Origin of the sequence: Streptomyces sp. 13-12-16, assembly GCF_002114215.1 — a bacterium.
Lineage (GTDB): Bacteria > Actinomycetota > Actinomycetes > Streptomycetales > Streptomycetaceae > Streptomyces.
This window is the reverse complement of record NZ_NCTE01000486.1, coordinates 1-3,155: the sequence shown is the minus strand read 5'-3', so window position 1 is coordinate 3,155 and position 3,155 is coordinate 1. Positions and strand designations below refer to the sequence as shown.

At 74.5% G+C, this 3,155-nt stretch carries 3 protein-coding genes and 1 pseudogene; 1 reads left to right on the top strand and 3 read right to left on the bottom strand.

From position 1 onward, the window contains the following. On the top strand, window positions 1-1,188 hold a 1,188-nt coding region (locus tag B7767_RS19335; RefSeq protein WP_143652554.1), incomplete at its 5' end, for a ComEC/Rec2 family competence protein. A 52-nt stretch (window positions 1,189-1,240) separates the two neighbouring features. Here B7767_RS19335 and B7767_RS19330 read toward each other — a convergent pair. From B7767_RS19330 to B7767_RS19320, 3 genes and pseudogenes are all read right to left on the bottom strand, one after another. After that, window positions 1,241-2,020, bottom strand: coding sequence for a bifunctional 2-polyprenyl-6-hydroxyphenol methylase/3-demethylubiquinol 3-O-methyltransferase UbiG (locus B7767_RS19330; RefSeq protein ID WP_085573277.1), 780 nt, complete (start codon window positions 2,018-2,020; stop codon window positions 1,241-1,243). Next, window positions 2,017-2,853 carry an alpha/beta fold hydrolase gene (locus B7767_RS19325; RefSeq protein ID WP_085573276.1) on the bottom strand — a complete coding sequence of 279 codons (837 nt, stop codon included), beginning with the start codon at window positions 2,851-2,853 and terminating at the stop codon, window positions 2,017-2,019. Before B7767_RS19325 ends, B7767_RS19330 begins: the two co-directional genes overlap by 4 nt. Before the next feature lie 79 nt (window positions 2,854-2,932). Beyond that, window positions 2,933-3,155, bottom strand: a pseudogene (locus B7767_RS19320) (hypothetical protein); the annotation flags it as partial.

Sequence of the window (3,155 nt, the reverse complement as noted above, 5' to 3'; positions counted from 1 at the left end):
CTGGCGGCGCGGGTGAGCCTGGTGGCGATCCCGTGCAACCTGCTCGCGGAGTTCGCGCTCGCACCGGCCACGGTGCTGGGCTTCCTGGCCCTGGCCACGGCACCGGTGGCGATGCCGGCGGCGAAGGCACTGGCCTGGTGCGCGAGCTGGCCCGCGGAGTGGATCGCGCAGGTCGCCAGAACGGGCGCCGCGCTGCCCGGCGCGGGAGTGGACTGGCCCGGCAGCTGGACCGGCGCGGCGGCACTCGGCGCCCTCACCCTGGCGGCACTGCTCGTGGGACGGCGGCTGCTGCGGCACCCCTGGTGGTGCGCCGCCTGCGCACTCCTGCTGGTACTGGTGGTGCTGCAGCCACGGCCATTGACCCGGGCGATCACGGGCTGGCCCCCGCCGGGCTGGCGGCTGGTGATGTGCGACGTCGGCCAGGGCGACGCGTTGGTACTGGCGGCGGGTGAGAACACCGGTGTGGTCGTGGACGCCGGCCCCGACCCGGCCCTCGCCGACCACTGCCTGCGCTCCCTCGGCGTCACCAGCATCCCCCTCGTGGTCCTGACCCACTTCCACGCCGACCACGTGGCGGGCCTGCCGGGCGTGCTGCGCGGACGCGCGGTGGGCGCCATCGAGACGACGTCCTTCGCAGAACCCGCCGACCAGGCCGCGTTCGTCCGAAGACTCGCCGCGGCCCGGAACATCCCGGTGACGCACGCCGCGGCCGGTGAGGCGCGGCGCGCGGGGGAGCTGTCCTGGGAGGTGGTGTGGCCACCGCCGAGCGCCCCGCCGACCGCGGGCCCACAGCCCACGCCCCCGGCGCCGGAGGGCCCGAACGACGCCAGCGTCGCCATGCTGGTCCGCACAGCCGGCCTACGCCTGCTGCTCCTCGGGGACCTGGAACCCCCGGCCCAGCGAGCCCTGGCGAGGTCACCCGCGGCCGGACGACTGGCCGGCGTGGACGTCCTCAAGGTCGCCCACCACGGCTCGGCGTACCAGGACCCGGACCTCATACGCCGGGCGGCCCCACGGCTGGCGCTGATCAGCACGGGGGAGGACAACACCTACGGGCACCCCGCCCCGAACACGGTCGCCGCCCTGCGCGCCGGGGGAGCGACGGTGCTGCGGACGGACCGGGACGGGGCACTGGCGGTGACCGTCGGCGGGAACGGGAGCGGGGAGTTGCGGGTGGCGCGCCACTGATGTCTCCCACCCCGGCTTCCCCACTCATCACCCACCAGGACGGGCCCGGCCGTCACGGGCCGGTCCGACGCTGCCGGGCGTCCGTCCCGGTGTCCTTGACCGCGCTGATCACGTGGAGCCCACGCGGCCCCGGAGCGTCGTGCGTGACGCGCAGTCCCGCGGCCCGGCACTGCGCGGCGACCCAGGCGGAACCGAGGCGCAGCTTCGGGTAGCTGCCGGTGCGCAACCGCCAGGTGTCACCGGTGCGGGTGTGGATGAGGTCGTGGACCGTGACGGTCTCGTCGCCGTACTCCAGGAAGCAGGTCATGATCCGGTCCCGGGTGGCGCGTACGGGCAGGAAGCGGGCGTCTCCGGTGAGCGGTGCGGTCAGGTCACGGTGGGCGAGGACGAGCCGGCCACCCTCGGCGAGGGCAACGGCGGCGTCTGCGATCAGTTCGGTCACGTCCTGGGCGCGGGGCAGATGGGTGAGCGTGTCGCCCATGCAGACCACCGCGCCCAGGCTGCCGGGGTGGGTGTGCTCGGGCAGCACTCCGCGGATGTCGGCGTGCAGTGGGCGGACGGCGTCCCGTGCGTGGTGTGCCAGTTCGTCCAGGAGCGCCCTGTTGGCGTCGACCGCCAGGACCGGGGAGAAGCCCAGTTCGGCCAGGGCAAGGCTCTGTGGCCCCGGACCGCAGCCGAGGTCGACGGCAAGGGTTCCGGCGGGGCCCGGCCGTACCCCCCATCCGCCCAGTGAGCGGGCCTGCTCGGACGCGAGAGCGGCGATATCACCTCCCAGCATCCAGGTGTAGTGCTCGGCGAGCAGCCGGTCGTAGTGATCGGAGGCGGTGGTCATGGGCGTGCGCTTCTTTCGTCCGGTCGGTCCGACGGGTTCGTCCGGTCGGCCGCGGTGTCGAGGCGATGCAGGAAGTCCGCCAGGGCCGCGTCGAACGCGTCGGGGCGTTCCAGGTTGGGCAGGTGGGCCGCCCCGTCGACGACGACGAGGGTGGAGTCGGGAAGGAGGGCGTGCAGCGACTCGGCGTCGCCGACGGGGGTGTACTCGTCCTCGGCGCCGACGACGACCAGCGCGGGCACCGTGACCCTGCTCAGCAGCGGACGGTAGTCGGGCCGCTCGGCGCGGCCGCGCAGGGCCGCGGCGGCGCCCCGCGGGTCGGTGCGGTTCATCATGCGGTGGACGTGCGCCGCGACGGCCGGAGGAGCGTGGGGCGCGACCATCTTGTACAGCACCTCGTCGGCGTAGCCCCGCATGCCCTCGCGCAGCAGCCGGTCGGCCATGGCGTTGCGGGCCCGGTGCCCTTCCGGGGTCTCGGGTGCGGCGAAGGTGTCCGCGAGCAGCAGACCGCGGACGCGCTCCGGGAACCGGGCGTAGTACTCCATGACGATCTGCCCGCCCATCGACAGTCCGCCGAGGACGCACCGGTCCACGTCCAGGGAGTCGAGCAGTTCCTCGAGGTCGTCCGCGAACACGGACAGCGCCGTGACGCCCGGGGTGACGGGCGACGCGCCGTAGCCGCGCAGGTCGGGCGCGATCACCCGGCGCCCGGGCGAGAAGGTGTCGATCTGCGGGGCCCACATGGTGTGGTCGAAGGGGTGGCCGTGGACGAGGACGAGGGGCAGCGCACAGGCGCCGGCGTTCCCCTCGGCCCGGTGTGCGAGACGGGATGCCATGCGGACGACCCTAGGAGCACGCCAATACTCGGTGCAATCAAAACATTGCCCTCGGTGCAATGTGGTGCCGTGTCCGGAGTCAGGACGGGAGGTCCGCGGTTTCCCGTGGTGTGCCGTGCGCGAGGGAGGCGAGCGTCCGCAGGGCCTGCTCCAGCGCCTCCAGCGGTGCCGACGCCAGCCCGAGCCTGACGTGGTCGGCGGCGCCGGACGCGGCGGGGTCCGGCAACTGGGCCGGCGCGGAGCCGGTGGCCGGCACCGCGAAGGACGGCCCGGGCGTCACCGCGATGCCACGGTCCGCCGCG

What these genes read in the sequence shown, in the direction of transcription:
- B7767_RS19330 (WP_085573277.1), bottom strand. Translation starts at nt 2,020, where the DNA reads ATGACCACCGCCTCCGATCACTACGACCGGCTGCTCGCCGAGCACTAC.
- B7767_RS19325 (WP_085573276.1), bottom strand. Translation starts at nt 2,853, where the DNA reads ATGGCATCCCGTCTCGCACACCGGGCCGAGGGGAACGCCGGCGCCTGT.